At 63.1% G+C, this 25,823-nt stretch carries 21 protein-coding genes and 1 tRNA gene; 12 read left to right on the top strand and 10 right to left on the bottom strand.

Features of this window, described 5'->3' with window-relative positions:
* Window positions 1-76 precede the first annotated feature (76 nt).
* Complete coding sequence (locus tag SYNCC9605_RS00435) at window positions 77-1,078, top strand: GntR family transcriptional regulator (protein ID WP_011363122.1); 1,002 nt, start codon at window positions 77-79, stop codon at window positions 1,076-1,078.
* 10 nt (window positions 1,079-1,088) lie between these two features.
* Complete coding sequence (cysE, locus tag SYNCC9605_RS00430) at window positions 1,089-1,835, top strand: serine O-acetyltransferase (protein WP_011363121.1); 747 nt, start codon at window positions 1,089-1,091, stop codon at window positions 1,833-1,835.
* A gap of 336 nt (window positions 1,836-2,171) precedes the next feature.
* Here cysE and secA read toward each other — a convergent pair whose 3' ends face one another.
* The 3 genes from secA to uvrB form a co-directional block, all read right to left on the bottom strand.
* Complete coding sequence (gene secA, locus SYNCC9605_RS00420) at window positions 2,172-4,976, bottom strand: preprotein translocase subunit SecA (protein WP_011363120.1); 2,805 nt, start codon at window positions 4,974-4,976, stop codon at window positions 2,172-2,174.
* Between the two features lie 78 nt (window positions 4,977-5,054).
* A tRNA-Gly gene (locus SYNCC9605_RS00415) sits at window positions 5,055-5,126 on the bottom strand.
* A gap of 91 nt (window positions 5,127-5,217) precedes the next feature.
* A complete protein-coding gene (gene uvrB, locus SYNCC9605_RS00410) occupies window positions 5,218-7,257 on the bottom strand; it encodes an excinuclease ABC subunit UvrB (protein ID WP_041434310.1) in 2,040 nt (679 codons plus the stop codon).
* A 71-nt stretch (window positions 7,258-7,328) separates the two neighbouring features.
* Between uvrB and SYNCC9605_RS00405 the strand changes: the two genes are divergently transcribed.
* Complete coding sequence (locus tag SYNCC9605_RS00405) at window positions 7,329-7,784, top strand: GNAT family N-acetyltransferase (protein WP_011363118.1); 456 nt, start codon at window positions 7,329-7,331, stop codon at window positions 7,782-7,784.
* A gap of 52 nt (window positions 7,785-7,836) precedes the next feature.
* A complete protein-coding gene (gene mutS / locus SYNCC9605_RS00400; RefSeq protein ID WP_011363117.1) occupies window positions 7,837-10,548 on the top strand; it encodes a DNA mismatch repair protein MutS in 2,712 nt (903 codons plus the stop codon).
* Between the two features lie 4 nt (window positions 10,549-10,552).
* On the opposite strand, the gene ribH is transcribed toward mutS, so the two are convergent.
* From ribH to SYNCC9605_RS00385, 3 genes are all read right to left on the bottom strand, one after another.
* Window positions 10,553-11,035 carry a 6,7-dimethyl-8-ribityllumazine synthase gene (gene ribH / locus SYNCC9605_RS00395; RefSeq protein WP_011363116.1) on the bottom strand — a complete coding sequence of 161 codons (483 nt, stop codon included), beginning with the start codon at window positions 11,033-11,035 and terminating at the stop codon, window positions 10,553-10,555.
* A gap of 63 nt (window positions 11,036-11,098) precedes the next feature.
* Complete coding sequence (psbZ, locus tag SYNCC9605_RS00390; RefSeq protein ID WP_006850156.1) at window positions 11,099-11,287, bottom strand: photosystem II reaction center protein PsbZ; 189 nt, start codon at window positions 11,285-11,287, stop codon at window positions 11,099-11,101.
* 112 nt (window positions 11,288-11,399) lie between these two features.
* Window positions 11,400-12,158 (bottom strand): DUF561 domain-containing protein, encoded by a 759-nt coding sequence (locus SYNCC9605_RS00385; RefSeq protein WP_011363114.1) that lies wholly within the window; start codon window positions 12,156-12,158, stop codon window positions 11,400-11,402.
* A 35-nt stretch (window positions 12,159-12,193) separates the two neighbouring features.
* Between SYNCC9605_RS00385 and tilS the strand changes: the two genes are divergently transcribed.
* Window positions 12,194-13,198, top strand: a complete 1,005-nt coding sequence (tilS, locus tag SYNCC9605_RS00380) for a tRNA lysidine(34) synthetase TilS (protein WP_011363113.1) — start codon at window positions 12,194-12,196, stop codon at window positions 13,196-13,198.
* Here tilS and SYNCC9605_RS00375 read toward each other — a convergent pair.
* A complete protein-coding gene (locus tag SYNCC9605_RS00375; protein WP_257929702.1) occupies window positions 13,146-13,814 on the bottom strand; it encodes a precorrin-8X methylmutase in 669 nt (222 codons plus the stop codon). The two genes, tilS and SYNCC9605_RS00375, sit on opposite strands and share 53 nt — an antisense overlap.
* On the opposite strand from SYNCC9605_RS00375, the gene holA reads away from it, so the two are divergent.
* The 3 genes from holA to SYNCC9605_RS00360 all read left to right on the top strand — a co-directional run bounded on the left by holA (window position 13,803) and on the right by SYNCC9605_RS00360 (window position 17,436).
* On the top strand, window positions 13,803-14,768 hold the full coding sequence (gene holA, locus SYNCC9605_RS00370) for a DNA polymerase III subunit delta (RefSeq protein WP_011363111.1): 966 nt from the start codon (window positions 13,803-13,805) through the stop codon (window positions 14,766-14,768). The two genes, SYNCC9605_RS00375 and holA, sit on opposite strands and share 12 nt — an antisense overlap.
* A gap of 47 nt (window positions 14,769-14,815) precedes the next feature.
* On the top strand, window positions 14,816-16,621 hold the full coding sequence (locus SYNCC9605_RS00365; RefSeq protein WP_011363110.1) for an aspartate kinase: 1,806 nt from the start codon (window positions 14,816-14,818) through the stop codon (window positions 16,619-16,621).
* A gap of 281 nt (window positions 16,622-16,902) precedes the next feature.
* Entirely contained in the window at window positions 16,903-17,436 is a 534-nt protein-coding gene (locus SYNCC9605_RS00360; protein WP_156782931.1) for a hypothetical protein, read from the top strand.
* Here SYNCC9605_RS00360 and SYNCC9605_RS00355 read toward each other — a convergent pair.
* From SYNCC9605_RS00355 to SYNCC9605_RS00345, 3 genes are read right to left on the bottom strand one after another with little or no spacing between them, the layout of a single operon-like run.
* Window positions 17,422-19,461, bottom strand: coding sequence for a ribonuclease J (locus SYNCC9605_RS00355; protein ID WP_011363108.1), 2,040 nt, complete (start codon window positions 19,459-19,461; stop codon window positions 17,422-17,424). The two genes, SYNCC9605_RS00360 and SYNCC9605_RS00355, sit on opposite strands and share 15 nt — an antisense overlap.
* Before the next feature lie 52 nt (window positions 19,462-19,513).
* Window positions 19,514-20,422 carry a 4-hydroxy-tetrahydrodipicolinate synthase gene (gene dapA / locus SYNCC9605_RS00350; RefSeq protein WP_011363107.1) on the bottom strand — a complete coding sequence of 303 codons (909 nt, stop codon included), beginning with the start codon at window positions 20,420-20,422 and terminating at the stop codon, window positions 19,514-19,516.
* Window positions 20,422-21,444: an aspartate-semialdehyde dehydrogenase gene (locus SYNCC9605_RS00345; RefSeq protein ID WP_011363106.1), complete on the bottom strand. Its 1,023-nt coding sequence runs from the start codon at window positions 21,442-21,444 to the stop codon at window positions 20,422-20,424. Before SYNCC9605_RS00345 ends, dapA begins: the two co-directional genes overlap by 1 nt.
* A gap of 157 nt (window positions 21,445-21,601) precedes the next feature.
* Here SYNCC9605_RS00345 and tig point away from each other — a divergent pair, with 157 nt between their 5' ends.
* From tig to SYNCC9605_RS00325, 4 genes are all read left to right on the top strand, one after another.
* Window positions 21,602-23,011 (top strand): trigger factor, encoded by a 1,410-nt coding sequence (gene tig / locus SYNCC9605_RS00340; RefSeq protein WP_011363105.1) that lies wholly within the window; start codon window positions 21,602-21,604, stop codon window positions 23,009-23,011.
* Window positions 23,012-23,054: 43 nt separating this feature from the next.
* Window positions 23,055-23,729, top strand: a complete 675-nt coding sequence (clpP, locus tag SYNCC9605_RS00335; RefSeq protein WP_006852004.1) for an ATP-dependent Clp endopeptidase proteolytic subunit ClpP — start codon at window positions 23,055-23,057, stop codon at window positions 23,727-23,729.
* 90 nt (window positions 23,730-23,819) lie between these two features.
* A complete protein-coding gene (gene clpX, locus SYNCC9605_RS00330) occupies window positions 23,820-25,169 on the top strand; it encodes an ATP-dependent protease ATP-binding subunit ClpX (protein WP_011363104.1) in 1,350 nt (449 codons plus the stop codon).
* Window positions 25,170-25,173: 4 nt separating this feature from the next.
* A complete protein-coding gene (locus SYNCC9605_RS00325) occupies window positions 25,174-25,812 on the top strand; it encodes a lecithin retinol acyltransferase family protein (RefSeq protein ID WP_011363103.1) in 639 nt (212 codons plus the stop codon).
* Window positions 25,813-25,823: the final 11 nt, after the last annotated feature.

The following is a 25,823-nucleotide window of genomic DNA, read 5'->3' as shown; positions in this document are numbered from 1 at the left end:
TGCATAGGACACACCCCTAATTGTCACCAAGCAATTCGCTCCGTATGGTGGCCGCATTCCGACCTGTCCCACCGGCGTGCGATTCCATATCCAACAGGAAAGCGACATTCCGGCGTCGACGCAGCTCTACAACCAGATCTGTTTTGCCATCGCAGCAAGGCATTACCCGCCGGGGCATCGCCTTCCCAGCACCCGGCAGCTGGCAATGCAAACCGGACTGCACCGCAACACGATCAGCAAGGTGTACCGCCAGCTGGAAACCGATGGCGTCGTTGAAGCCATGGCCGGCTCTGGCATCTATGTGCGCGACCAGCAAAAACCCCGGGAAATCAAAACGCCTCCACACATCCGCAACCGGGGCGTCACCGACCTCGACCGTGAAGTGCGGAAGTGCGTGGATGGCCTGCTGAATGCAGGCTGCACCCTGCAGCAGACCAGGGAACTGCTGACTCGGGAGATTGACTGGCGCCTGCGCTGCGGAGCCCGCGTGCTGGTGAGCACGCCGCGGGAAGACATCGGCGCCTCGATGCTGATTGCCGAGGAACTGGAACCCTGCCTAGATGTGCCGGTGGAAGTGGTGCCGCTGGAAGAGCTGGAAAGCGTGCTGGAGAACTCCAGTAACGGCACGGTGGTGACAAGCCGTTATTTCCTTCAACCAGTGGAGGAGCTCGCCAAGAAACACAGCGTCCGCGCCGTGGCCGTTGACCTGAACGACTTCCGCCAGGAACTGGCCATGCTCAAGGAATTGCGTCCTGGCAGCTGTGTGGGGCTGGTGAGCATCAGCCCCGGCATTCTGCGGGCTGCGGAAGTGATTCTCCACTCCATGCGTGGCAACGAATTGCTGCTGATGACCGCCACCCCGGATGTGGGCAGCCGCCTACTGGCCCTACTGCGGGCCTCCAGCCACGTGCTCTGTGATCGACCAAGCCTGCCACTGGTGGAGCAGAGCCTGCGCCAGAACCGCTCCCAGCTGATGCGCATGCCCCAGGTGCATTGCGCCGAGAGCTACCTCAGCACCGATACGATTGATCTACTCCGCAAGGAGATTGGCCTGCAGACCCCGGCGGCCGCCAGCTGACCCCCCTGCGATGTTTGATCACATCCGTGCCGACCTCGCGATCATCCGCGAGCGCGATCCGGCTGCCCGTGGCTGGCTGGAGATCCTGTTTTGTTATCCCGGCTTCCAGGCGATCAGCCTGCACCGGATCAGCCATCGCCTTTGGAGCTGTCAGCTGCCCCTGAAGCTGGCTGCCCGTTGCCTCAGCCAGATTGGCCGTGCACTCACCGGGATCGAGATTCACCCCGGCGCCCGGATCGGCCACAGCGTGTTCATTGACCATGGCATGGGGGTGGTGATCGGCGAGACCGCCGAAATCGGCCACCGTTGCCTGCTGTATCAAGGCGTCACCCTGGGAGGCACAGGCAAGGAACACGGCAAGCGCCACCCAACCCTGGCGGAGAACGTGGTAGTGGGTGCAGGCGCCAAGGTGTTGGGTGCAATCACGATCGGGACCAACACCCGCATTGGCGCTGGATCCGTGGTGGTCCGCGATGTGGAGAGCGACTGCACGGTGGTGGGCATCCCCGGAAGGGTGATCCACCAGAGCGGTGTAAGGATCAATCCACTTGCCCATTCGGCCCTTCCGGATGCGGAAGCAAACGTGATCCGCAACTTGATGGAACGGATCGATCAGCTCGAGAACACAGTGATGAACCTCAAACGCTGCCTACAGGAGGTGGCGGCCGGTCGGCAGCTCCTTGAAGAATGCTCTGGTGAAGCCCAGAATCTCAAAGACCGAGAAATCTTGGAATTCCTGGGAGATAGCACTAGATAAAGAGCTCACAGCTGGCCGATTTAATTAATTTTATGGCCAATACTTTTGACCCAGAAATTTACATTGATCCTCCAAGGCGAACCTCGCCGTCAGGAAGCCCTGAAACACACACTGCGCGAAAACAAGACAACATTCAAGGCTAATCTCACATAAAGCACTAGTAGCAAGTAAGAAAAGGTTTTTTATCTTTATACGCAATATCATATTGCGTGACTCCATAAAACTGACCAAATACATCATATTCAACCAGCAAATATTCCGCATGAGCCAATAATAAATAAGGAAATATTGATTAAAAATTCACTAGAACAGCGCCTTTACTCTGGTTCATTAAGACTAGTTTTTGGGTGCTTGCGGCTGGAACATGAACATTGAATAGATGACATTACGGCGCATATTCGTCATCATTTCAAGGAACATGTCGTAACCCTCATTCTTGTATTCAATGAGCGGATCTTTCTGACCGTAGCCACGCAGACCCACCGATTCACGCAGGGCATCCATCGCCTGGAGATGTTCACGCCAAAGGGTATCAATCTGCTGAAGGATGAAGAAGCGCTCAGCCTCACGCATCAGCCCAGGGCGCTGTTGCTCAATCTGGCCTTCTTTGAGGTCATAGGCATTGCGTAGTTGCTCCTGAAGAAAGGCCTTGAGTTCCTCCATGCCGAGGCCCTGAACCTGGTCAGGGGTGAGATCTTCCAACAAATAGATGAACTCTTTCACCTTGCCGACCAGCTGATCGAGATCCCATTCCTCCGGCGGCAGGTCAGGATTCACATAGGCCTCCACGATTTCTCCCATGGTGCGTTCGCCGTAACCGATCACTTGCTTCTTCAAAGCACGGCCATCCAGCACTCGGCGGCGTTCGGAATACACCGCACGCCGCTGGTTGTTCATCACCTCGTCGTACTCGAACACCTGCTTGCGGATGTCGTAGTAGTAGGTCTCCACCTTCTTCTGAGCTCCCTCCAGCGAACGGGTGAGCATGCCGGATTCAATCGGCATGTCTTCCTCCACGCGGAAGGCATTCATCAGACCGGCAACGCGATCACCGCCGAAGATCCGCAGCAAGTTGTCGCCCAATGAGAGGAAAAAGCGAGTGGATCCGGGGTCGCCCTGGCGGCCGGCACGGCCACGAAGTTGGTTATCGACACGGCGGGACTCATGCCGTTCCGTGCCGATCACATGCAGGCCGCCAGCCTCGCGAACGCGGCTTTCTTCCTGCTTTACCACGGCGTCGTATTCACCCTTCACCCGGGCGATCGCCTCGCGCAATGCCTGAATCTGGGGAGCCTCAGTGGGTGCTTTCTCCGCAGCAGTGGCGATGCGCTCCTCCAGCTCAATCACCGTGAGGGCACGATCGCCCCAGGCCTTGACCAGATCACGCGCCAGCTGGCCGAGGGCTTGATCGGTGTCATCGGTGAGGGGGCAGGGATAGAGGCTCTCGCCGCTGCGGGGCAGCGAAGGCGCCGCAGCATCAGAGAACCCGCCCGGAGCACTGCGCTGCAAAGGCACGGGCGGCGTGTGATCCTCTTCCGGCTTCACAAGACGGCCCAGCAGCACCTCCCGCAACTTCAAGCGGGCCATGTAGTCGCTGTTGCCACCAAGGATGATGTCAGTACCACGGCCCGCCATGTTGGTGGCGATGGTCACAGCGCCAGCCCGACCCGCCTGGGCGACGATCTCCGATTCGCGCTCCACATTCTCCGGCTTCGCGTTGAGCAGGTTGTGGGGGATCTCCTGCTCCGCCAGCAGCGAACTCAGCAGTTCGCTTTTCTCCACCGAGGTGGTGCCGACTAGCACCGGCCGTCCGTTCTTGTGGATCTCAGCTGTTTCGTTGGCCACAGCGCGCCATTTTGCAGCCTCGGTTTTGTAAACCTGATCGGCCCAGTCCTGACGCGCCCGGACCCGGTTGGTGGGGACGATTGTGGTTTCGAGTTTGTAGGTCTTCTCGAATTCAACCTCTTCCGTTTTGGCCGTGCCGGTCATGCCGGCCAAGCGGGGATAGAGCAGGAAAAAGTTCTGATACGTGATCGAAGCGAGGGTCTGCGTTTCTGATTGGATCGCAAGGGCCTCCTTGGCCTCAATGGCTTGGTGCTGGCCGTCACTCCAACGGCGCCCAGGCATCACCCGACCGGTGAACTCATCCACGATCACCGCTTCGCCATCGCGCACGATGTAGTTCACATCCTTGACGAACAGCTCCTTGGCCTTCAGAGCGTTGGTGATGTAGTGGGCCCAGGGGTCCTGGGGGTTGAACAGATCAGCCACCCCGAGCATCTGCTCGGCCTTGGCAAAGCCTTCATCGGTGAGGGTGCAGCTGCGCTGCTTTTCATCCACCTCGTAATCCCCCTCGGGATCGATGCCGTCTTTGCTTAACTCGGCAGCGCGAGCAAGGGCATTGGCCACCTCGGCCGCCTGCTGGTACTTCTCCTGGGGCCGTTCCACCTGACCAGAAATGATCAGAGGGGTGCGGGCTTCGTCGATCAGGATCGAATCGACCTCATCGATCACGCAGTACTGAAACTCCCGCTGCACCACCTCCGAGATGTCGGCAGCCATGTTGTCGCGCAGGTAATCGAAGCCCAGCTCTGAATTGGTGGCGTAGGTGATATCGCAGTTGTAGTTACGTCGGCGCTCCTCAGGACGCATGTCCTGCTGGATCAGGCCCACGGATAAACCGAGGAAGCGATGCACCTGGCCCATCCACTCGGCATCACGGCGGGCCAGGTAATCGTTCACCGTCACGACGTGCACGCCACGACCAGTGAGGGCGTTGAGGTAGCTCGGAAGGGTGGCAACCAGAGTTTTGCCTTCGCCAGTTTTCATCTCGGCGATCTGGCCTTCATGCAGCACCATGCCGCCAATCAGCTGGACATCGAAATGACGCATGCCCAGCACCCGCTTGCCGGCTTCACGAACAACGGCAAAGGCCTCAGGCAGGATCTCGTCGAGGATCGGCCGCTGGTTCGCCAGACTGCCGGCATTGGCCAAACGCTCCTGGAAGGCAGCGGTTCTGCCACGTAACTCATCGTCGGAGAGCGGAGCGATCTCCTCTTCAAGCAGCTGAATATCCGAAACGATCGGCTGGTAACGCTTCAGCTTGCGGGCATTGGGATCACCCAGCAGGAGCTTGAGCATGGATAGCAGCAACCGAATCGGGTGCAGCTTAATGGAGGCTCACTCGCAGAATGCCCTTCTGGACTGGGTTCTGAATCAAGCGGATGAAGAGATTCGAACTCTCGACCCTCTCCTTGGCAAGGAGATGCTCTACCACTGAGCTACATCCGCAGGTGTCGACGCGGGCGTGTCCCTGACGACTTGGAGACTCTGCCTTACGGAGGGACCAATGGTCAATTGCCAAGGGTTCCCACCGTGAATTTCAACGGGAGCCGGCCATCTTCTGACGCAGCTGCTTCACCCGATCCCGCAGGTTGGCGGCTTCCTCAAAGTCGAGCTTCTTGGCCGCCTCCTTCATCTTGGCCTCGAGCTGATCGATCAACTCCGGCAGCGCCTCCAACGCCAGGCCGGCATCGGGGTCGTTCTCCAGGGCCTGGGCGGCCTTGCCCACCACTTCCACCAGATCGGCATCGGGACCGTCTTGCTTCAACTTGCGGCTCAACTCCAGGAAGCTGAGGATCGAGTTGCTGGCCTTCTTGCCCGCAGCGGTGGGCACGACGCCGTGCTTCTCGTTGTAGGCCTGCTGGATCGCCCGACGCCGTTCGGTCTCGGAGATGGCTTTGGCCATCGACTCGGTCATGTTGTCGGCATAGAGCAGCGCCACCCCCTCCACATGGCGAGCCGCACGGCCGATGGTCTGGATCAACGAGCGTTCAGCCCGCAGGAAGCCTTCCTTGTCGGCATCGAGGATCGCCACCAGGCTCACCTCCGGCAGGTCCAGACCCTCCCGCAGCAGGTTCACCCCCACCAACACGTCATATTCCCCGAGCCGCAGGTCCTGAATGATCTCGATCCGCTCGATCGAATGGATCTCCGAGTGGAGGTAGCGCACCCGCACATCGTTCTCCGCCAGGTAATCGGTGAGATCTTCCGCCATCCGCTTGGTCAAGGTGGTTACCAGCACCCGCTGGTTCTTGGCAGCCCGATCGCGGATTTCCCCCAGCAGATCGTCCACCTGACCGGTGGTGGGTCGCACCTCCACCACTGGGTCCAGCACCCCAGTCGGGCGGATCACCTGTTCGGCCACCTCGCCGCCGCTCACCTCCATTTCCCAGTTGCCCGGGGTGGCTGAGACGAACACCGTCTGCTTGGCCTTGTCCCAGAACTCTTCCCCCTTGAGCGGCCGGTTGTCGGCGGCACTGGGCAGGCGGAAGCCGTGCTCGATCAGCACCTTTTTACGGGCCTGGTCCCCGTTGTACATCGCCTGCAGCTGGGAGCAGGTGACGTGGCTCTCATCCACGATCAGCAGCCAGTCGTCCGGGAAGTAATCGATCAGGCACTCCGGCGGGGTGCCTTCCTCCCGGCCAGCCAAATGGCGGGCGTAGTTCTCCACCCCGTTGCAGTAGCCCACCTGCCCCAGCATCTCCAGGTCGTATTTGGTGCGCTGCTCCAGCCGCTGGGCCTCCAGCAACTTGCCTTCGCCGTTGAGCACATCCAGCCGCTCCCGCAGCTCCGAGCGAATGGCGCTGATCGCCGAATCGAGCCGGTCTTTCGGGGTGACGAAGTGCTTGGCCGGGTAGATGTTCACCGCGTCCATGCTTTGCAGGATCTCGCCAGTGGTGGGGTCGACATAGCGAATCGCCTCCACCTCATCACCGAACAGTTCAATGCGCACCAGCCGGTCTTCATAAGCCGGGCCGATCTCCAGCACATCCCCCTTCATCCGAAAACGACCGCGGGCGATTTCGGTGTCGTTGCGGCTGTACTGGTTGTTCACCAACTCCCGCAGCTGGCCGCGAATGTTGAGGGTCTCCCCCACCTCGAACTTCACCGCCGCCTTGAGGTATTCACTGGGAATACCAAGGCCGTAGATGCAACTGATCGAGGCCACCACGATCACATCACGCCGTTCAAACAGCGACCGGGTCGCCGAATGGCGCAGCATGTCGATTTCCTCGTTGATCGACGCCGTCTTGGCGATATAGGTGTCGCTGACCGGAACGTAGGCCTCCGGTTGGTAGTAGTCGTAGTAAGAGATGAAGTATTCAACGGCGTTCTCGGGGAAGAACTCCCGCAGCTCGTTGCACAGCTGCGCCGCCAACGTCTTGTTGTGGGCCAACACCAGCGCCGGACGACCGGTCTTGGCGATGACGTTGGCCATCGTGAAGGTCTTGCCCGTGCCCGTGGCCCCCAGCAGGGTCTGATAGCGCTCGCCGCCATTCACCCCCTTCACCAGCTGCTCGATCGCCGTGGGCTGGTCACCTTTGGGGGAATAGGGAGCCGTGAGGTCGTAGGCGGGCATAGTTGCTGTGCCAGACGGCGGCTGTCGATTATCGCCGGGGAGCAAGATGAAGTGCTGCGGCTCCCCCACCCGTGACCCCGATCCGGCTGGTTCACCATGCCCCCGGTGCTCCAGGCCTGCGCTGGCTGGGCCTCGGGCCGGATCTGCGCCCCAGCCGTGCCCTGCTCAAACTGCAACGGCTGTTCGATCGCCACGCCTTCTGGGCCCGCGGCCGCAGCTTTAGCCAGCTGCGGCGATTGCTGGCCGGGAGCGACGCCGTGGTGAGCCTCTGGCGCGGCAAGCGGCTAGTGGGCTTCGGCCGGGCCACCTCCGATGGCTTCAGCCGGGCCGTGCTCTGGGACATCGTGGTGGCCGGCGATCTGCAGGGCCACGGCCTCGGCCGCCGGGTGATCGAGGAACTGCTCCACACCCCACCGGTGGTGGGCGTGGAGCGGGTGTATCTGATGACCACCAAGAGTGCCGGCTTCTACCGGCAGCTGGGCTTCCAGGATGCGAACCCCCAGCAGCTGATGGTGCTGCGCCGCTGAGGCATCTCAATCGGGTCAGGCCCGGTACGATCCGTATTCGTCAGATCAGCCGATGCCCCGGTCCGCGTCCCAGCCCCCTGACGACGCCCTGCAGGGCAATCTGTTCGGGGCGCCTGAGCCGGCCGCCCCATCGGCGACAGCAACGGCCAGCGAGCCTGAGACCGCCAGCCACGATCTCAGCGACGACGAACTTGGGGCCGATGCAGCCGCCCGGCCCCGAACGCGCCAGGCCACGGCAAGCGAGGGCAGCAGCGAAGCTCCGGCTGCAAACGATTCAGAACCCAGCAGAGACGAACCAGCCTGGGGCCATCACAGCCAGCTGGACCCGCTGCAGCTCACACCGATGCTGCGCCACTACGTGGAGCTAAAAGCAGCCCATCCCGAAAGGGTGCTGCTCTACCGCCTGGGCGACTTCTTCGAATGCTTCTTCGAAGACGCGATCGAGCTCTCCCGGGTGCTGGAACTCACCCTCACCGGCAAGGAGGGCGGCAAGGCCATCGGCCGGGTGCCGATGGCGGGCATCCCCCACCACGCCGCCGAGCGCTATTGCGCCGAACTGATCAAGCAGGGCTACAGCGTGGCCCTCTGCGATCAACTCGAAACCACTCCCACCAAGGGTGCCCTGCTCAAGCGGGACATCACCCGGGTGCTGACCCCCGGCACCGTGTTGGAGGAGGGCATGCTCAGCGCCCGCCGCAACAACTGGCTGGCGGCGGTGGTGGTGGAGCCGGCCCAGGGAAAACAACCGCTGCGCTGGGGCCTGGCCAGCGCCGATGTGAGCACCGGCGAGGTGCAAGTGATGCAACGAGAAGACAGCAGCGCCCTGCACCAGCAGCTGGCCCAGCAGGAGGCCTCCGAATTGCTCTGGGCCGCCGCCCTCGATACTGAGCGGCCGGCCTGGTGCCCGGAACGGTTGCGGCTGACGCCAATGGCCAGCACCCCCTTCAGCCCAGTGGAGGCGGAGCGCACCCTGCAGCAGCACTACGGCCTCAGCAGCCTCGATGGCCTCGGCCTACCGGAGCACCCCCTAGCCCTGCAGGCCCTCGGTGGCCTGCTGGGCTACCTGCAGGACACCCAGCCCCTGGAGGAGGACAGCCGCATTCCCCTCGAAGTGCCGGCAATCGTGCACCGCGGCGATGCCCTGGTGCTGGATGCCCAGACCCGCCGCAACCTCGAGCTCACCGCCACCCAGCGCGACAACCAGTTGCAGGGGTCATTGCTCTGGGCCATCGATCGCACCCTCACCGCCATGGGCGGCCGTTGCCTACGCCGCTGGCTGGAAGCACCGTTGATGGACCGCCAGGCCATTCAGCAGCGCCAGGATCTGGTGAGCAGCCTGGTGGGTGAACGCAGCCTGCGACTGGCGATCCGCCAGCTACTTCGGCCGATGGGGGACCTGGAACGGCTGGCCGGCCGGGCCGGGGCGGGCCATGCCGGTGCCCGCGATCTTGTGGCCATCGCCGATGGCCTTGAACGGTTGCCCCAGCTCACCGCTCGGCTGAAATCGGCAATCAGCACAGGGCCGGAGTGGTTGCAGCAGCTGCTCAGCCCCGATCCAGCCCTGGCGGAGCTGGCCCGAACAATTCGCCACAAGCTGGTGGAGGCCCCACCGCTCTCCCTCTCCGAGGGCGATCTGATCCATGACGGCGTCGACCCGCTGCTGGATGGGCTGCGCAACCAGCTGGACGATCAGGACGCCTGGCTGAGCCACCAGGAGCAGCAAGAGCGCCAACGCTGTGGCATCAGCACCCTGAAGCTGCAGCACCACCGCACCTTCGGCTATTTCCTGGCGGTGAGCAAAGCCAAGGCCACCGCCGTGCCGGAACACTGGATCCGGCGCCAGACCCTGGCCAACGAAGAACGCTTCATTACCCCGGATCTCAAGGAGCGGGAGGGCCGCATCTTCCAGCTGCGGGCCCGGGCTTGCCAGCGGGAATACGAGCTGTTCTGCCAGCTGCGAGAGCAGGTGGGGGCCATGGCCGCCCCGATCCGCCAGGCAGCCCGCGCCGTTGCTGCACTCGATGCCCTCACCGGCCTGGGCGATGTGGCCGCCAGCGGTGGCTACTGCGCACCAACCATCACCGACGGCCGAGGGCTGCAGCTGGAGGACAGCCGCCATCCGGTGGTGGAGCAACGGCTGGTGGAAACCGCTTTCACCCCCAATGATGTGCAGCTCGGTGAGGGCACCGATCTGGTGGTGCTCACGGGCCCCAATGCCAGTGGCAAGAGCTGCTACCTACGCCAGATCGGCCTGATCCAGTTGATGGCTCAGATCGGCAGCTGGGTGCCGGCCCGCTCAGCCACGGTCGGCATTGCCGATCGGATCTTCACCCGGGTGGGTGCTGTGGATGATCTGGCCGCCGGCCAGTCCACCTTCATGGTGGAGATGGCTGAAACCGCCAACATCCTTCACCACGCCAGCGATCGTTCCCTGGTGCTGCTCGATGAAATCGGGCGGGGCACCGCCACCTTCGATGGCCTCTCCATCGCCTGGGCCGTGAGCGAGCACCTGGCGGGCGACCTGGGCAGCCGCACGGTGTTCGCCACCCACTATCACGAACTCAATAACCTGGCCGCCGAACGCGACAACGTGGCCAACTTCCAGGTGCTGGTGGAGGAAACCGGTGAGGATCTGGTGTTCCTTCATCAGGTGCAGGCTGGTGGCGCCAGCCGTAGCTACGGCATCGAAGCGGCACGCCTGGCCGGCGTTCCCAAGCCCGTGGTGCAACGGGCCCGTCAGGTGCTCGATCAGTTGACGGCCTGAAGCCTCAAGCCGACGGCAAGGCCCTCATCAGGCTGCCCATCTCCAGGGCTTCCAGGCCGTAGCTCCAGCCGAGATTGCTCTTGATGCCCGCCCGCTCCAGCGCCTGCTGCATCGTGTCAGTGGTCAACACGCCGAAGATCACCGGCACGGACGTATCGCGCGCCACCGCAGCAACGCCCTTGCTGGCCTCAGCCACCACCACATCGAAATGGGGCGTGTCCCCGCGGATCACCGCCCCAAGGGTGATCAGGACCTGGTACTGACCGCAGCGGGCCATCTGCTGGGCCACGATCGGCAGTTCGAACGAACCTGGCACCCAGGCCACGTCCAACTGGGAGCTGGTCTCCGACACATCCACGCCATGGCGCTTAAGGCAGTCGAGACAGCCGCTCAGCAACTTGGCAGTGACCAGGTCGTTGAAACGGGCCACGACGATGCCGACGCGCAGCCCGGCTGCGTCAGAGAAACGTCCTTCAAACGTGGCCATTGGGAAGGTGCCGACTGAATCTCAGCCATCGTGGCACCTGCCAGGTTCTGCCTGAGGCTGAGCTCAGACGACGAAGAAGCTCACACCCCAGTTCAGCAGCACCAGCGCCACCCAAACAGCACTGCCCAGAAGGATCAGACGGTTGGAGCGGCCGCTGTCTTCGCTGGAGGCATACAGCACCGGCACCGCAACGATCAAAGCGAAGGACGCCACCACCAGGGCCAGAACGGTCAGCGTGTTGATGAACTGCATGGAACTGGAAGTCAGGTGTCGATTTTCACACGAGAGCTGTTGCTCCCGCGAGCGAGCGGAGCACTCTTCACACCATGAAGGGAAGAGTGCTCCGCTCAGCGGAGATTCAGGTTCAGACGCGGGTCGCGACAGCGCTGCCAAGGGCATCACGCAGACCACGAACAACGGCCACCATCGCCAGCTCATCCTGCAGGCAGTTCACTGCTGAACCGACGCCTACGCCGGCCGCACCGGCAGCGATGGCCATCGGCAGAGTCACCGCCGACAGACCCGAAGCACAGAGAACGGGCACATCGACGGCGCGGCTGATGCTGTGGGCCGCTGCAAGGGTGGGGGCAGCCTTCTCGATCAGGCCCAGGTGGCCAGCACTGAAGGGCTTGGCACTGGTGCCGCCCTCGGTCTGGATCAGATCCGCACCGGCGGCCACCAGATCGATGGCCAGCTGCTCCTGCTCATCCATTGGCAACACGTGGGGCACAGTGACGCTCAACACCACGTTGGGCAGCAGTTGGCGGGTGCGGCGGGTGAGCTCCAGCACTTCAGCCGCATCAAAGATCCGGCCCTGGGGATAGAAGGCGTCGTAGTTGCCGATCTCCACCATCAGCGCACCGGCCTCCACCACCGCGGGGAACTGCTCAGGCTCCACCGAAGACACACACACTGGCACTCCACCGGAGGCCTCGATTGCCAGACGCACCAGGGCGGGGTCGCAAGCCACGTCGATCAGATCAGCACCGCCACGCCCGGCTGCACGAGCAACCCGCTCCACACTGGCGGCATCGAAATTCATCAGGCCAGCGATCACCTTGAGCGCAGAGCGCTGCTCAAGGCTGCGCTGCAAAGAAACGGGCAGCTGCTGAAGACGGGTCATGGGGGACTGGACAGCGATGCCCTGATTCTCACACCGTGGGGGAAACGCACCCCACCTCCTTGGGCTGGACGTCCTGGCATGACCGCCTGCACCGGCGCCTGCTGATGCAGCCGCAGCTGCTGCCCAAGGGCAGCTCTCTGCTGCTGGCGGTGTCCGGCGGACAAGACTCCATGGCCCTGCTGGCGTTGCTGCAAGATCTGGCGCCATTGCATGGCTGGGGCCTGAACCTGTGGCACGGCGATCACGGCTGGCACGACAACTCCAGCCGAATCGCCGCGGAACTGAGCAGCTGGTGCAAGCAGCGGCAGCTCTCCCTGCAAGTGGACCAGGCAGCGCCGGGAGAGGTGCCCAGCGAAGCCAAAGCCCGGCAATGGCGTTACGAACGGCTGGCCCAGCGGGGCAACCAAGCGGGCGCCGATGTGGTGACGGGCCACACCGCCAGCGACAGGGCCGAAACGATGCTGCTGCAGCTGGCCCGCGGCAGCGACCTGGCCGGCCTGGCAGCCCTGCCCAGCGTTCGCCCCCTCAGCCCGGAAGGCCCCCGACTGCGCCGGCCGCTGCTGCACCTGCAGCGCAGAGACACCCTCCAGATCTGCCGGGACCTGGCCCTGCCGATCTGGGAGGACCCCAGCAACCAATCCCCCGAGTTCGCCCGCAATCGGATTCGCCAGGAGGTGCTGCCCGTGCTCGAGGAACTGCATCCGGGCTGCAGTCAGCGGATCAGCGATCTGGCCGAACGGGTGTCCCAGGTGCGGGACAGTCAGACGGAACTCAGCCAGATGGCTCTGGAGCTTCTGCAAACCGCTGCCGGCCTGGACCGCCGCGGCCTGGGGGCGTTGAGCTCAGCCACCCGCCGCCTGCTGCTGGCGCAGTGGCTGCAGCAGCAGGGGGTACCAGCCCCGCCTGCCAGCCAGCTCAACGAGCTCAGCCGGCGACTGGAAAGCGGTGCCCCCAGCGGTGCGGCCGATCTTGCCGGAGGCTGGCAACTCAGCTGGAGGGGGGGTGAGCTGGTGCTGCAGCAGCGCGAAGCAGAGCATTGACCGCCGCGGCCACCAGACCCGCTCCACCCCTGCTGCTCTCCAAACGGATCTGGACCAGGCCACTGGCCGCCAAATGCTTCTTGCTTTCCGATACCCCCACAAACCCCACCGGCATGCCGATCACCAAGCTGGGGGCTGGAGCACCGGCGGCCACCTGCTGCAACAGCACCTCAAGGGCGGTCGGCGCACTGCCGATCAGCACCACCGGAGCCGGTGACGCCTCCGCGAGCGCGCGCCAGGCCCGCTGCATGCCCGCCGCCGTACGCGTTGAACCCGCCGGTACCGCCTCAGGTGCCCACTCCAGCACCGTGTGCACGGCAGTGCCCAGAGTCCGTTGGGCCATCGGGGCCACCGCCGCCGCCGCCATCGCGGTGTCCGTCAGGATCGGCGCTCCCTGCTTCAGCGCTGCCAAACCCTGCTCACAGGCCCCCTCACTGAACCGCAGCAGTGTTCCCAATGAAAGATCGCCGCTGCTGTGCACCAGCCGTTCCAGCACCTGCTGTTGCAGCGGCGGCAGGCCCGTGTCCCCCAGAGCCGCCCGGATCCGCCGGATGCTTTCGGTGAAGATCGGGTGGTCCTGGGCCATCCACGCCATCATCAACCCATGCCGATCCATCTGCTCTGGGGTGATGACGCCGCTGCGCGGGATCGGGCCATCAATGCCCTGATCGGCCAGGTTGTCGACCCCAGCTGGAGCAGCCTCAACCTCAGCCGCCTTGATGGGGCGGACGCTGGTCAGGCCCTGCAGGCCCTCGAGGAGGCCCGTACCCCTCCCTTCGCCACTGGCGAACGGCTGGTGCTGTTGCAGCGCAGTCCGTTCTGCAATGGCTGCCCAAGCGAGCTGGCCGACCGGTTTGAGGCCGCCCTCGAGCTCATCCCGGACAGCAGCCACCTGGTGCTGGTGAACCCGGCCAAACCTGATGGTCGCCTACGCACCACCAAAGCCCTGCAGAAGCGGATCAAAAGCGGGATCGATCAGGAGCAAAGTTTCCCGCTGCCAGCGGCCTGGGATGGCAACGGCCAGCGCCAGCTGGTGCGACGCACGGCCGAGGCCCTGGCCCTGAAGGTTGAGCCGGATGCCATCGATGCCCTGGTGGAGGCCATCGGCACCGACAGCGCCCGGCTGGAATCGGAACTGCGCAAACTCTCCCTTCAGGACACCAGCATTTCCGCTGCACGGGTGCAGGAGCTGGTGGGGGGACGCTCCACCAACGCTCTGGCTGTGGGCGATGCACTTCTGGAGGGCAACCCCGGCGAAGCGATCGCCCGCTGGGATGCCCTGATCGAAGCAGGGGAACCAGCTCTGCGCATCGTGGCCACCCTCACTGGTCAGATCCGCGGCTGGCTCTGGGTGAGCCTGCTGGAACAGCAGGGGGAACGGGATGTGGCCGTGATCGCCAAGGCCGCTGGGATCGGTAACCCCAAACGCATCTACGTGATGCGCAAGAAGCTGCAGGGCCGCCCGACCAAACGCTTCCTCTCGCTGCTAGGCCGTCTCCTCGAGGTGGAGGCACGGCTGAAACGCGGCGCCCAACCGGGCGATGCCTTCCGCGACGGCCTTTTGGGCTAATCACTGCCGGCCAGGTGAGAAAATCCAGCGTTGCTGAAGCCCAGCCCATGGCCCTCCTGGTGCAGAAATTCGGGGGCACCTCCGTCGGCAGCGTGGAACGCATCAGGGCGGTGGCTGATCGGATCGGACGTTGCCGTGAGGAAGGGCACGACGTGGTCGTTGTGGTCTCCGCTATGGGCCACACCACCGATGAATTAACGGGTCTGGCCAACGCCATCACCTCTGCCCCCACCCAGCGGGAGATGGACATGCTGTTGGCCAGTGGCGAACAGGTGTCGATCGCCTTGCTGGCGATGGCCTTGAACGCCCAGGGGGTCAGTGCGACATCGATGACCGGTCCACAGGTGGGCATCGCCACGGAATCCACCCATGGCCGGGCCCGGATCCTTGGGATTCGCACCGACCGAATCCGCAACCGCCTCGCAGCTGGCCAGGTGGTGGTGGTTGCTGGTTTCCAGGGCACCAGCACCAGCAGCGATGGCCTCAACGAAATCACCACCCTCGGGCGCGGAGGCTCCGACACTTCTGCTGTCGCCCTGGCGGCGGCCCTGGGTGCCGATGCCTGCGAGATCTACACCGACGTTCCGGGTGTGCTCAGCACCGATCCGCGCAAAGTGTCCGATGCCCAGCTGATGGAGACGATCAGCTGCGACGAAATGCTGGAACTCGCCAGCCTTGGGGCCTCCGTGCTGCATCCCAGGGCCGTTGAAATCGCCCGAAACTACGGCGTGAACCTTGTGGTGCGCTCCAGCTGGAGCGATGCCCCCGGCACCCGGATCACCAGCCGTTCAGCCCGTCCGATCAGCAGCAGTGGCCTGGAGCTCGGCAGTCCCGTGGATGGGATGGAGGAAGTGGACGGACAGGCCGTGCTCGCCCTCTCCCAGATTCCCGATCAGCCTGGGATTGCCGCACGACTGTTTGAAACCCTCTCTGAGGCAGGAATCAATGTGGACCTGATCATTCAGGCCACCCATGAGGGCAGCAGCAACGACATCACCTTCACGGTGTCGGAAGCGGATCTCGAGCTGGCCCGCCCTGTCTGCCAGAAGGTGCTGGATCAACTGGGCGGCGATCTGGCCTCCGAAGGAGGGCTAACGAAGCTCAGCATCAGCGGGGCCGGAATCATGGGGCGCCCTGGAATTGCCGCCGGCCTGTTCAAGTGCTTGTGTCAGCAGGGCATCAACCTGCGCCTGATCGCCACCAGTGAGGTGAAGGTGAGCTGCGTGATCGACTCCGGCGCCGGCAGCAAGGCGGTTCAAGCCGTGCAAGAGGCCTTCGCCCTGGAGGACTCGCAAATCCGCATCAACCCCACCGACAACGGCAGCGGGGAACCAGAAGTGCGCGGCGTCGCCCTCGACCGCGACCAGGTGCAACTGAGTGTTCGCCACGTGCCCGATCGTCCCGGCACCGCAGCAGCGCTGTGTTCAGCCCTGGCAGACAACAGCATCAGCCTCGATGCGATCGTTCAATCGGAACGTCAGCACAGCGACGGATCGCGGGACATCACCTTCATCCTGCGCAAAGACGACCGTGCCCGCGCCGATGTGGCCCTGGCACCTCTGCTGGCCCAGTGGCCCGGTGCTGCCCTGGAGGACGGCGAAGCCATTGCCCGGGTGAGTGCTGTGGGCGCGGGAATGCCGGCAACGCCAGGGACGGCAGGGCGCATGTTCCGTGCGCTGGCGGATGCAGGCATCAACATTGGCCTGATCGCCACCAGCGAAATCAGAACCAGCTGTGTGGTGGCCGAAGATGCTGGCGTTCAAGCGCTCCAGGTGGTGCACGCCGGATTCGGACTGGGAGGTGAAGAGCGTCACACCGCCCAAGGCACCGCTTCACCGCACGACCCCGACTAACGGCCTACAACGGGGGGACTGGCCCCCCAACTTGTGGACGCCGATTTCGAGCAGCACTACCAAGCCGCGGAACGGGCCTATGGCCTTGGGGACTACGCCAAGGCCCACACCCTTGCCTCAGCGTTGTGGGATCAACTCGAAAGCGCACCAGACGAGCACGATCCAAGCCTGGTCTTGGGCTGGCGGGCGGTGGTGTCGTTGCTCCTAGGTCACATCCAGCTGCATGGGCTCCGGCAACCGGAGCAAGCCGCCATCTCCTACGAACGGGTGTGCAGGGTGACGTGGACGCCACCATCACAGCCCTGGCGGAACAGGGGCTGCAGCGCTGCCAATCAGAAGACATCGCCAGCGAAGCAGGTACGACACCCGCAACCAATGGCGCCATCACAGACCTGCTCAGGGATCCCTTCCTGAGCACGGATCCCGATCAAGCCAGGCCAGCACCGGCTGATCTGGTCACCGCAATGCCGTGGTTGTCCAATGATGCGGAGCCAAGGGCCATGCCGACTGCTGATCCCTTTCCTCCTCTGACACCTATTCCGGCTCCTGTGCAAAGCCCAGAGCCAACGGTCAGCCCTGAAGCCAATCCCCAGGCCGAGATGCAGCAAGAACCAGAACCCACTACAGAAGAGCCACCCCTCGATGCAATCAAGCCAACGCCCCAACCCCAGAAGCCTGAGGCCGCAAAGCTTTTGGAACACTCATGGCTCCGCGTTCAACTCCAGCCTGAGATCAAAAGCCCCACCGACTCCGTGGAGCCGATGGGGCTGATTAACAGGATCAAAGGGGTCTTCGCCCGATCAGCTGGCCGCTGAACGACGACGACGGGTGCGGCCTGCAGGCATCTCCGGCTCCGGGGAAGCTGGGGCTGCCTTTTCAGCCACCGGTTGAGGAGCCACTTTCTCCACCACTGCGGTTGCCGCAGCGGCACGAACGGGGGCCGGTGTTGCCGAGCCAGACCGACCATTGCCCTGGTTGTTTCGCACCGGAGCGGGGGTTCCACCGCCACCGCCGTTGCGACGGCCATAGGGAGAGCCACCGCCACGACCCCCGCGACCGCGGGGGGCTGGACGGTCATCGGGCTCAGCATCAGCACGGCCCTTGTAAACCGGTGTGCCACCAGGAGCCGGCTGAACCAGACACAGGATCAGCGGCTCCACCTGAAGTTCACGGCGCATCCGGCGGCCAAGGCCTACCTCCACTTCGCGCTGCACACCCATCCAGTCCACCTCGGGTGCCTTGCCACCGGTGTTGCGGCAGAGCTGCTTCCAGCGATTCTCAAGCACCCACTTGATTTCGCGCTCCACCCACAACGACATCTTGCGGGCATCGGCTGTGGTGACCACACCGCGCAGGTTCACCCGCGGCGGAGCCACCATGGCGCCATCGGTGCTAATGGCGGCAAGGATCGTCACCACGCCATCTTCCGCCAGCTGCTGGCGTTCCTTCAGCACCCGAGCATCGACGATGCCGTTGCGGGATTGATCCAGCAGCTCGATGCCCGCCTTCACGGCATTGCCCTTGCGGATCGAATCCGGGGTGAGCTCCACCACATCACCGTTGTCGATGATCAGGGTGTTGTCGACCGGGACCCCCATCGCATGACCGGTGCGGGAGTGCTGAACCAGCATCCGGTGCTCACCGTGCACCGGCACGAAGAACTTGGGCCTGGTGAGGGCCAGCATCAGTTTCTGGTCTTCCTGGAAGCCATGGCCGGAGACATGGATGCCTTCACCCTTGCCGTAAACGACCTTGGCGCCCAGCATCATCAGCTTGTCGATGGTGTTCACCACGGAAATCGTGTTTCCCGGAATCGGGCTGGCCGAGAAGATGATCGTGTCGGTGGTCTTCACCTTCACCTGGGGATGCTCACCACGGGAGATGCGGCTCAGGGCGGCCAGCGGCTCACCCTGGCTGCCGGTCATCAGCAGCAGCGTTTCACGATCGGGCACATCGTTGATCTGTTTGATCGGCACAAACAATTCATCCGGCGCGCGCATGTAGCCCAGTTCCCGCGCCTTGGCGATCACATTGAGCATCGAGCGGCCCAGCAGCCCCACCTTGCGGCCGTTCTTCAGGGCCAGCTCCAAAATCATCGACACGCGATGAATCGAGCTGGCGAAGGTGGTGACGATCACCCGCCCTTCTGCATTGGCGATGTGGCGATCTAGGTTGGGGAACACCGAGCGTTCCGGCGGGCAGAAGCCAGGAACCTCGGAGTTGGTTGAATCGCTGAACAGACAGAGAACTCCCTTGTCACCGTGGTGGGCGAGGCGGGCCATGTCGAAGTTTTCGCCGTCGACCGGGGTGTGGTCGAACTTGAAATCCCCCGTGAAGATCACCGTTCCCACCGGTGTGGAGATGGCCAGCGAGAAGCTGTCGGCCATCGAGTGGGTGTTGCGGATGAACTCCACGGAGAAGTGCTGACCCACCTTCACCACATCGCGCGGAGCGACGGTCTGCAGGGTGGTGCGGTCGCGAACACCGGCCTCATCCATCTTGCCGGTGAGCATCGAGAGGGCCAGCCGCGGCCCGTAGATCACCGGAATGTTGAAGTGCTTGAGGTGATGGGCGATGCCACCGATGTGGTCTTCATGACCATGGGTGACGATCATGCCGCGGATCCGCTTCTGGTTCTCGCGAAGGAAACTGGTGTCGGGGAGCACCACATTCACCCCGTGCATGCCGTCGCTAGGGAAGGCCAGACCGGCATCCACCAGCATCAGGTCATCGCCGTACTCGAACACACAGGTGTTCTTACCGATCTCGTGCAGACCGCCCAGGGGGATCACCCGAAGGCAGGGCTCCTGACCCTTGCTGGATCTCGCGTTGTTGGCCATGGAAAACGATGTGTAAAAGAACGGGTTGCGTAAGCCGATAAGCCGGACCGAGCTAGGTCTGACGGAGGGCGGCCATGGCGTTGGAAAGCGAACGTTTCATGTCGTCAGAGAGTGAGCACAGGGGCGGACGGGGTGCACCGACAGACCAGCCATTGAGTTCCAGGGCAGCCTTGACGGGAATCGGATTGGTGGTGGCGAACAGGGCCTTGAACAGAGGAATCAACGCGTCGTGCAGGGCGAGTGCGGAGGCACCATCGCCATTCAGATAGGCCTCGATCATGGCGCGGATCTCAGGGCCCGCCACATGGCTGCCCACACTCACCACGCCAACGGCACCCACCGCAAGCATCGGCAGGGTGAGGCCGTCGTCACCGCTGTAAATCGCCAACTGCGGACCGCAGGCCAGGCGCAGCGCAGTGACCTCTTCAGTGGTGCCGCTGGCGGCCTTGAAACTTACCACGTTGGGGCAGTCCATCAGCCGGGCCACCGTGGCCGGGGCTATGCTGCAGCCGGTGCGGCCAGGGATGTTGTAAAGCATCAATGGCAGCTCAGGAGCCGCTTCAGCGATGGCCCGGAAATGGGCCTCCAGCCCCTCTTGGGGAGGCTTGTTGTAATAGGGCACAACAACGAGAGCGCCATCCGCGCCAGCCGCCGCTGCTTCTTTGGTGGCCTCCACCGCTTCGGCTGTGGAGTTGCTGCCGGTGCCCGCTAACACCTTGGCGTCACTGCCAACGGCATCACGCACTGCCTGCAGAAGCTGCAACTGCTCGTCCCAGCTGAGGGTCGGCGATTCACCGGTGGTGCCGCAGACCAGCAATCCATCGGAGCCCTGTTCCACGAGATGCCGGGCCAGGTTTGCGGCAACGCTGAGATCCACAGCACCGCTGGCATCAAAGGGGGTCACCATCGCGGTGACCACACGGCCAAAGGGCGTTGGCGAGAGGGTGGCGGCCTGAGTCATCACTTCTGAATCAACAGTTCAGCGATCTGAACAGCGTTGAGCGCCGCTCCCTTGCGGATCTGGTCACCACACAGCCAGAGCTCCAGAGCATTGGCATTACTGATGTCCTGCCGGATCCGTCCGATCGCCACCGGGTCGCGACCGGTCACATCCGTCGGCATCGGGAAACGGTTCGCCGCCGAATCGTCAATCAACTCCACACCAGGTGCAGCCGCGAGCAGCTCACGTGCCTCATCAACCGGGAAGGGGGACTCGAACTCGATGTTCACCGCTTCGGAATGCGCCCGCAGCACGGGCACCCGCACGCAGGTGGCGGTGAAGCGCAGATCCGGCAGACCCATGATCTTGCGGGTCTCGTTCACCATCTTCATCTCCTCTTCGCAATAGCTGTTGGCCTGCAAGGGAGAGTTGTGCAGAAAGAGGTTGAACGCCAGGGAGTAAGGCAGCACCTCTCCTTTCGGAGTGCCGCCATCCAGCACCGTCTGCGAAAGGTTTTTGAGCTCTTCCATGGCCCGGGCACCGGCACCACTGGCGGATTGGTAAGTGCTCACCACCACCCGGCGCATCACCCGCATGGCAGCCAAAGGAGCCAAAGCCAAGGTGAGCAGGATCGTTGTGCAATTCGGGTTGGCGATCACGCCCCTGTGGACGAAGGCCGCATCGGGATTGACCTCGGGCACCACCAGCGGCACACCCTCCTCCATCCGGAAGGCACTGGAGTTATCCACCATCACTGCACCGGCGGCGGTGATCGCCTCGCGCCACTGCTTGGATACAGAACCACCGGCTGACGCCAGCACCAAATCGACCCCTTCAAAAGATTGAGCCGAGACCTCTTCCACCGTGAGGGTGCGGCCATTCCAGGTTTGGGTCTGGCCGGCCGAACGGGCCGACGCCAGCAGCTTCAGCTCGCCAACGGGGAAACGGCGCTCCTCAAGCAGCAACAGCAGCTCCTGACCAACAGCACCGCTGGCACCGAGAACTGCAACGTTGAGAGGGCGATTGGGAAGGGTCGAAGACAAGCGGTGGAGTGGACGATCTGAACGAAAACCCGTCGTTTCTCAAATCCAACATCACTGTGTAGAGAACGTGATGCTGATCTAGCGACGCGATCAGCTTACCGATCAAGCCTGAATTCACCCGTTGCATAAAATGTTTGGCTGCCCTTTCCCTTCCCCCATGAGCGCTGCAGCCCTGAAGGTGACCACCGAAGCCCGCCCCAGCAGCCGCCTGGCGGTGACGGTCACCGTTCCTGGGGAGCGCTGCAAGACGAGTTACGAAGACGCCATCACCAGCCTGAGCCGCAGCATCAACCTGCCGGGCTTCCGCAAGGGCAAGGTGCCGCGCACGGTGCTGGTGCAACAGCTAGGAGGCGTGCGGATCAAAGCCACGGCTCTGGAAAAGCTGATCGATAACGCCTGGCGTGACGCCATCCAGCAGGAATCGCTGGAACCGATCAGTCAGCCTGACCTGAGCAGTGGTTTTGACGGCCTGCTGGAGAGCTTTGAGCCCGGCAAGGAACTCACCTTCACCCTGGAAGCCGACGTCGCCCCGACGCCAAAGCTGAAAACCACCAAGGGCCTGAAGGCGGAATTCGAAACCGTCGCCTACGACGCCTCACGCGTCGACGCGATGATTGAGGACTCCCGCAAGCAAATGGCCACGGTCGTTCCGGTGGAAGGTCGTGCCGCCCAGAACGGCGACATCGCTGTGCTCGGCTTCAAAGGCACCTACACCGATGACGGCAGCGAGATCGAGGGCGGCAGCGCCGATTCGATGGATGTGGACCTTGAAAATGGCCGGATGATCCCCGGCTTCATCGAAGGGGTCATCGGCATGAAGGTCGGCGAGACTAAAACCGTGGATTGCCAGTTCCCTGACGACTACCCGAAGGAGGATGCCCGCGGACGTAAGGCCAGCTTCGAGATCGAACTGAAGGACCTCAAGACCCGCGAACTGCCCGAGCTGGATGACGAATTCGCCAAGCAGGCCAGCGAACAGGAGACCCTGGCGGACCTGCGCAAAGATCTGGAGCAGCGGCTCAAGGACGACGCCGAACGCCGTCAGACCAGCAACCGCCGCGATGCCCTCGTCGCCGCCCTGGTGGAGCAGCTCGAGGTTGAGCTGCCCGAAGCACTGATCCAACAGGAAAGCCGCAACCTGCTGGAGCAGACCGCAGCCCAGTTCGCCCAGCAGGGCATGGATGTGAAGTCGCTGTTCACTCCTGACCTGGTGCGCAACCTGATGCAGAACTCCCGCCCCGAGGCCGAAGAGCGTCTGCGCCGCAGTTTTGCCCTCACCGCCCTGGCTGAAGCGGAGGACATCAAGCTCGACGACAAGGCCGTGGACGCCAAGATCAAGGAGGTGAAGAAAGAGCTCTCCGCCGACGCCAAGATCGATCCCGAGCGCTTGCGTCAGGCCGTTATGGATGACCTGATTCAAGACCGTCTGATGGGCTGGCTTGAGGAGAACAGCACCATCACCGAGAAGGCGCCGGCAGCTGACGACAGCAAGGCTGAAGCCAAGAAAAAGCCCGCTGCCAAGAAGGCCGAGGCCAAGAGCAAGTCCAAGGCAGACGCCAAGGACTGAGCAACGCCCATAGATTGGCCCTACTTCACCGCACACCGATCGCGTGATCGACGCCCGCAGTCACCACCCCATCCAGAACCGCTGGCGGGCCGCCATGCCCGTCTCGGCACCGGGGCCGCTGCCCACGGTTGTTGAACAGTCCGGTCGCGGCGACCGCGCCTTCGACATCTATTCCCGCCTGCTGCGGGAGCGGATCATCTTCCTCGGCACCGGTGTGGATGACGCCGTTGCCGATGCCCTGGTGGCGCAGATGTTGTTCCTTGAAGCCGAGGATCCCGAGAAGGACATTCAGATCTACATCAACTCCCCGGGAGGGTCGGTAACCGCTGGTCTGGCGATTTACGACACGATGCAGCAGGTTGCCCCTGACGTGGTGACCATCTGCTACGGCCTCGCCGCCAGCATGGGTGCCTTCCTGCTCTCCGGAGGCACCAAGGGCAAGCGACTCGCTTTGCCGAATGCCAGGATCATGATTCACCAACCCCTTGGTGGCGCCCAGGGACAAGCGGTTGACATCGAAATCCAGGCGAAGGAAATCCTTTACCTCAAAGAAACCCTGAACGGGTTGATGGCGGAGCACACCGGCCAGCCGCTCGACAAGATCTCGGAAGACACCGACCGCGACTACTTTCTTTCTCCGGCAGAAGCGGTTGAATACGGCCTGATCGATCGCGTGGTGGACAGTTCCGGGGACGGAGGAATCATTACGGAGAGCTGACAGACGCCCTTTCGTTCTCGATCCTGTGTGTTCAGGGAGACCCCATCGGTTGATTCCTGAGTTGTTCTCCTGTGTGGTGCCCAGCGTTCGATGGCCAAGTTCGACGCCCATCTGAAATGTTCGTTCTGTGGGAAATCCCAGGACCAGGTGCGAAAGCTGATCGCCGGACCTGGCGTTTACATCTGCGACGAATGCATCGATCTCTGCAACGAGATCCTGGATGAAGAGCTGGTGGATGGTCAGGGCAACTCCCGCCACAGCCATGAGCCGAGCAGGAAGGCCATGCCAGCCGCCCGCAAGAGCAGCAAACCGGCCCCGACCCTGGCTTCCATTCCAAGACCTCAGGACATCAAGAGCTTCCTGGATCAGCAGGTGGTCGGCCAGGACGCGGCCAAGAAGGTGATGTCTGTGGCGGTCTACAACCACTACAAACGTCTGGCCTGGCAGGGGGATGGCCAGGGCGAAACCGAGGAAACAGCAACCCGGCTGCACAAGAGCAACATCCTGCTGATCGGACCCACCGGCTGCGGCAAAACGCTGCTGGCCCAGACCCTGGCCGAAATGCTGGACGTGCCCTTCGCCGTGGCCGATGCCACCACCCTCACCGAAGCGGGCTACGTGGGCGAGGACGTGGAAAACATCCTGCTGCGGCTGCTGCAGAAAGCCGAGATGGATGTGGACCAGGCCCAGCGGGGCATCATCTACATCGATGAAATCGACAAGATCGCCCGCAAAAGCGAGAACCCCTCGATCACAAGGGATGTGTCCGGCGAAGGGGTGCAGCAGGCCCTGCTGAAAATGCTTGAAGGCACGGTGGCCAACGTGCCGCCCCAAGGAGGCCGAAAGCACCCCTATCAGGACTGCATCCAGATCGACACCAGCCAGATTCTGTTCATCTGCGGTGGTGCCTTCGTCGGCCTGGAAGACGTGGTGCAGAAACGCATGGGCCGCAATGCCATCGGCTTCATGCCCAGCGACGGCCGTGGACGCAGCCGCGCCAACCGCGACCTTCAGGCCGCCCAGGTGCTGCGGCACCTGGAGCCGGATGATCTGGTGCGCTATGGCCTGATCCCCGAATTCATCGGCCGGATGCCGGTGAGTGCCGTGCTGGAGCCCCTGGACGAAAGCGCCCTGCAATCGATCCTCACCGAACCCCGCGATGCTCTGGTGAAGCAGTTCCGCACCCTGCTGAGCATGGACAACGTGCAGCTGCAGTTCGCCGATGACGCCATCGAGGCGATCGCCCAAGAGGCGCACCGGCGCAAGACCGGGGCCCGTGCATTGCGCGGCATCGTTGAGGAGCTGATGCTGGACCTGATGTACGACCTTCCTTCCCAGACATCGGTGAAAGAGTTCACCGTCACCCGGGCGATGGTTGAGGAACACACGGGCGGCAAGGTGCTCCCCCTGCCTGGCGCGGAACAACAGAAGACCGCCTGAAGTCTTGGCTGCCGCTGACCACCTGGAGGTGCCGCGTCAGCACGGCCTGTTCAACCACCACGGCATCGATCTTGGCGACGGAACCGTCGCCCACTATCTGGAAGGGCGTGAAATCCTGCGCAGCCCCTTGGAGGAATTCAGCCAGGGGCAACCGTTCCGGGTGATCAACTACGTCGAGTCGTCTCCGCAGGGTGTGACCCTGCGCCGGGCCATGGGGCGCCTGGGGGAACAGGACTACAACCTGCTGTTCAACAACTGCGAGCACTTCGCCACCTGGTGCAAAACCGGACGTCATCGCAGTGGCCAGGTGGACTCCTTGCTGGACCGGGCCCGCCACTGGAGCGGGCTGATGCCTTCGGCGCTGATGCGGGGCCTCGAGCTCCTGGTGAAACGGGGCCTGCTCGATGACGACGCCCGCGCCATGGCCAGGCGGGGTGTGGAGATGCTGGAACGCCTGCGCCTCTCGCTGCTGCACAAGTTGGAGGGTCTGCTGGAACGGGCAGGAGAGGGAACGGATCGCCGTCTGTTGCTCACGGGCCAGAGCCTGGCCGACGAGCTGGCCGCCGTGGAAGACCTGAAACAACGGATTGATGCCCTGCTCCAGCAGCACCCCGCCCTTCCAGGCTCCGAATCCTCTGAGTAATCTCCTTTCAA

This window comes from Synechococcus sp. CC9605, assembly GCF_000012625.1.
GTDB lineage: Bacteria > Cyanobacteriota > Cyanobacteriia > PCC-6307 > Cyanobiaceae > Parasynechococcus.
The sequence above is the reverse complement of the archived record's forward strand: the minus strand, read 5'-3'. Positions and strand labels throughout refer to the sequence as shown.